Origin of the sequence: Serratia sp. (in: enterobacteria), from assembly GCF_046715635.1 — a bacterium.
Classification (GTDB): Bacteria; Pseudomonadota; Gammaproteobacteria; order Enterobacterales; family Enterobacteriaceae; genus Chania.
Genome location: NZ_JBKJYW010000134.1, coordinates 1 through 4245, shown reverse-complemented (window position 1 = coordinate 4245; position 4245 = coordinate 1). Strand labels below are relative to the sequence as shown.

Sequence of the window (4245 nt, the reverse complement as noted above, 5' to 3'; positions counted from 1 at the left end):
CGTGCGGGGGAGAGGGGGCTGTCCGGCGACGTTGATGAGTCCGTGCCGCTTCGGTAAGTGGTGAGTAAGAGAGGAAAGATGAAGCATTACACGGAGAAATCAGCGGACTCGATCGGTTCCCTCTCCCTGTGGGAGAGGGTTAGGGTGAGGGGACTATTTCCCGATTATCCTAAATTATCTCCTAATTCGGTAAACGAATAAATAAAACCGGATTCCCACCTGGAAATATCCATGAGATTTTTAGTCCTACACCTGCCTGGCTAATTCATACATATCATTAATGCCTATAGATTTTATATAACTCAGGTTTTTGCTTGAAGTGAGATAAAGGGGTTTTCATATTATTTTGATTTATAAGAAGATTTTTAGGTTCTATAAAAACAAAGGCTATTAGCTAACAAGAAAGTTCAAGCGAATAAAAACAAATAATAGCCATGCGCGTTGAATCGAGTAGACTAGATGGTAATTTGTTCCGTTAGAGTATTTAAATCATGTCCACTGAAAGCGCGTCTTTAAAAAATCACAATACTTTTGCGCTCCCGGTCAACGCAGCGCATTTAGTCATTGCTGAAGAAATTGAAATGATGATTAAAACCTGGCAGCAAGCGCAAAAGCGCCAAGAGCCACTGCTGGTACTCGGCGAAGGGAGCAACGTCCTGTTCCTGGAGGATTTTGCCGGTACGGTCATGATTAATCAGTTAAAAGGGATTACTGTCAGGGAAGAGCAGGACGCCTGGCATCTGCATGTCAGCGCCGGAGAGAATTGGCACCATCTGGTAAGCCAGATGCTCGAACGTGGCATCCCCGGGCTGGAGAACCTGGCATTGATCCCGGGTTTGGTCGGTTCGGCCCCTATCCAGAATATCGGGGCGTACGGCATTGAGCTCAAGCAGGTCTGTGAGTATGTCGACCTGCTGAACCTGACTACGGGTGAAATCGATCGCATGGATCCTCAACGCTGCCAGTTTGGCTACCGGGAAAGCGTTTTTAAGCATGAGCTTAAGCAAGGCTTCGTGATTGTGGGCGTTGGTTTACGCCTTAGCAAACAGTGGAACCCGTTGCTGAACTACGGCGACCTTGCCAAGCTGGATCCCAAGACGGTAACGCCGCAGCAGGTATTTGACGCGGTATGCGCCATGCGGCGCAGCAAGCTGCCAGATCCACGTATTACGGGTAATGCAGGCAGCTTCTTTAAAAACCCGCTGGTGAGTGGGGAAGCTGCCAAAACGTTATTAGCCCAATATCCTGCAATGCCGCATTATCCACAGCCGGATGGGCAAGAAAAATTGGCTGCCGGTTGGTTGATCGATCAGTGTTCACTCAAGGGGTATCAGATCGGTGGTGCAGCGGTGCATCGTCAACAGGCCCTGGTATTGGTAAATGCTGACAATGCCAGCAGCCAGGATGTGGTGGCACTGGCAAGGCACGTGCGCAATACGGTAGCGTCTAAATTCGACGTCTGGTTAGAACCGGAGGTCCGTTTTATGGGGGCTACTGGTGAGCTGGATGCCGTAGAGGTCATTTCATGAGAGATACCACAGTACCACTGAAGATCATCTCCCTACTGGCAGACGGCGAATTCCACTCTGGCGAACATTTAGGTGAGTCACTGGGAATGAGCCGCGCAGCGATTAACAAGCATATTCAGACCATCCGGGAATGGGGTTTGGATGTGTTCACGGTTCCGGGGAAAGGCTATAGCCTACCTGCGCCGATCAACTTGCTGGATGCTGAGCGCATTCTTGGCTTACTGGAAGACAAGCGGGTCACGGTGTTGCCCGTGGTTGATTCAACCAACCAGTATCTGTTGGACAGGCTTGCAGAACTGACTTCCGGTGATGCCTGTATAGCCGAGTATCAGCAGGCAGGGCGTGGGCGGCGTGGGCGGCAGTGGATTTCGCCTTTCGGTGCCAACCTTTATTTATCCATGTTCTGGCGTCTTGAACAAGGGCCCGCGGCCGCGATGGGGTTAAGCCTGGTCATTGGCATCGTGATGGCAGAAGTGTTGCAACGCCTTGGGGCAGAACAGGTCCGCGTGAAGTGGCCAAATGATTTATACCTTAACGATCGTAAGTTAGCCGGTATTCTGGTTGAGCTGACCGGTAAAACCGGTGATGCAGCCCAGTTAGTGTTGGGGGCAGGCATCAATATGGCGATGCGCGAAACCAACGCCAGTCAGATAGATCAGCGCTGGATCAACTTACAGGAAGCTGGGATCACTATCGATCGTAATGAATTGGCCGCCAAATTGCTTAATGAGCTACGTAATTCATTACGGCAATTTGAAATAGACGGGTTGGCTCCCTTTATTTCGCGTTGGCGTAAATTAGATAACTTTATCGATCGTCCGGTTAAGTTATTAATTGGTGAGCAACAGATTTTCGGTATTGCCCGCGGTATTGATCAGCAGGGTGCATTACTGCTTGAGCAGGAAGGGGTAATTAAACCCTTTATTGGCGGTGAAATATCTTTGCGGAGTGCTGAATAAGCTAAAAAAAGAGAGGCCAATGGCCTCCCTTACGTTATCGATTATTTCCGTAACCGTACATTCTCTACTGCGTGATTGGCACTCTTAGTCATAATCAAGCTGGCTCTCTCACGAGTTGGCAAGATATTTTGTTGTAAATTCAATCCGTTAATTTCATTCCACAGCTGAGTGGCGATGTTGATCGCCTCCGTTTCTGGCAACTGCGCATAGCTATGGAAATAGGAATCTGGGTTGGAGAATGCACCCTGACGGAATTTCAGGAAGCGGTTGATATACCAGCTTTGCAATAGATCACCAGGGGCATCGACATAGATTGAGAAATCAACAAAGTCGGAAACAAATACCCGGTGAGGATCGTGTGGATAATCCATCCCACTTTGCAAAACATTCAATCCTTCCAGGATCAGAATATCAGGCTGTTCGATAACTTTATTGCCTTCAGGCACGACGTCATAGATCAGGTGAGAGTAAACCGGGGCAGTGACACGTTTGGCACCGGATTTTACTTCCGAAACGAATTTCACCAGGCTATGCATATCGTAGGATTGCGGGAACCCTTTCTTCTTCATCAGGCCGCGCTCGTTCAGCACCTTGTTCGGATGCAGAAAGCCGTCTGTGGTGATCAGCTCCACGCTACGATGTTCCGGCCAGCGGCTCAACAACGCCTGCAATAAACGCGCCGTGGTACTTTTACCCACGGCTACGCTGCCAGCAATGCCGATCACATAGGGAATGCGTTGGCCATCGGTGCCAAGGAATTGCTCCAGAACTGCCTGGCGACGCAGGTTAGAACTGATATAGAAGTTCAGCAGTCGTGAGAGCGGCAAGTAGATCTGCGCGACTTCTTCCAAGGAGAGATCTTCGTTAATCCCTTTGAGTTTAACAATCTCTTCTTCCGACAGCGTCAGCGGCACCGAATCCCGTAACGCGGCCCACTGGCTGCGATCGAACTGAAGGTAAGGCGTCGCTAAAGATTGATCTCTTTTTATCATAAGCCAAATTCTGCCTGTTAACGCAGGTTGGGAAAGGCGCTGGACGCCAACTCCAGATAATAATCAAACTGCATATTATAGACAGCTGGCTTTTAGGCGTAGACATTTTTCGAAAATGTTGTCGATTACGGGCAGTTTTTGCCAATAGTGCGAACAGGCACGCAATTGAGAAAGGGCCTGTTGCAAGGCGGTAACACTAGGTAATGATACCGTTTTCAGGTCAGCTGGCGGCGGCGCGAGAAGGTTGCTGAACGGCAAACAGCCGCTTGTAGTAAACCGCAGTAGGGTGGTAATACCCGTCGGGAGCAGCAGCGTAATCTGGTATTTCCCCGAGGCAACGATAGCCCAACGAGCGATACAGACCTTCGGCGGCTGAACCGGCTTGGGTGTCCAGATAAAGCAGGCCGCGATGGATCTCAAGCGCCATTTTTTCCAGCGTTTTCATCAATGCCTGGCCAACTCCATAGCGGCGGGCGCGGCTATGCACCAGCAGTTTTTGTACTTCGGCCCGGTTGCGGCCATTCGGCTTTTGACACAGTGCGAGTTGGACAGTACCAATGACGCCGCTTTCGTCTCTGGCAATCCACAATAGCAATTCTCCTTTGGCCAACGCTGGGCGCAGGCTATGGAAGTAGCTTTCGGCATCTTCGTGGGGAATTTGCGTGTCGTAACCCACTGAAGCCCCGTGAGTGACCGCATCGGTGAGCAGTTGCGCCAGTTCGGCGCGATAAATGGGAAGCGTTGCCGCATTGATCAGAACAATTT

General features: G+C 50.1%; 4 protein-coding genes. 2 read left to right on the top strand and 2 right to left on the bottom strand.

Annotated features, from left to right (window positions below; translation table 11 throughout):
- The first annotated feature begins 491 nt into the window (after positions 1–491).
- Both murB and birA read left to right on the top strand, forming a co-directional pair.
- Entirely contained in the window at positions 492–1529 is a 1038-nt protein-coding gene (murB, locus tag ACLQ7H_RS06560; protein ID WP_411751974.1) for a UDP-N-acetylmuramate dehydrogenase, read from the top strand.
- A complete protein-coding gene (gene birA / locus ACLQ7H_RS06555; RefSeq protein WP_411751973.1) occupies positions 1526–2488 on the top strand; it encodes a bifunctional biotin--[acetyl-CoA-carboxylase] ligase/biotin operon repressor BirA in 963 nt (320 codons plus the stop codon). Before murB ends, birA begins: the two co-directional genes overlap by 4 nt.
- Positions 2489–2529: 41 nt before the next feature.
- Here birA and coaA read toward each other — a convergent pair whose 3' ends face one another.
- Both coaA and ACLQ7H_RS06545 read right to left on the bottom strand, forming a co-directional pair.
- Positions 2530–3480, bottom strand: a complete 951-nt coding sequence (gene coaA, locus ACLQ7H_RS06550; protein WP_209524246.1) for a type I pantothenate kinase — start codon at positions 3478–3480, stop codon at positions 2530–2532.
- A gap of 220 nt (positions 3481–3700) precedes the next feature.
- Positions 3701–4243, bottom strand: coding sequence for a GNAT family N-acetyltransferase (locus ACLQ7H_RS06545; RefSeq protein ID WP_411751972.1), 543 nt, complete (start codon positions 4241–4243; stop codon positions 3701–3703).
- Between the last annotated feature and the right edge of the window lie 2 nt (positions 4244–4245).

Coding starts and splice junctions, on each gene's coding strand:
- birA (WP_411751973.1), top strand. CDS start 1,526: ATGAGAGATACCACAGTACCACTGAAGATCATCTCCCTACTGGCAGAC.
- coaA (WP_209524246.1), bottom strand. CDS start 3,480: ATGATAAAAAGAGATCAATCTTTAGCGACGCCTTACCTTCAGTTCGAT.
- murB (WP_411751974.1), top strand. CDS start 492: ATGTCCACTGAAAGCGCGTCTTTAAAAAATCACAATACTTTTGCGCTC.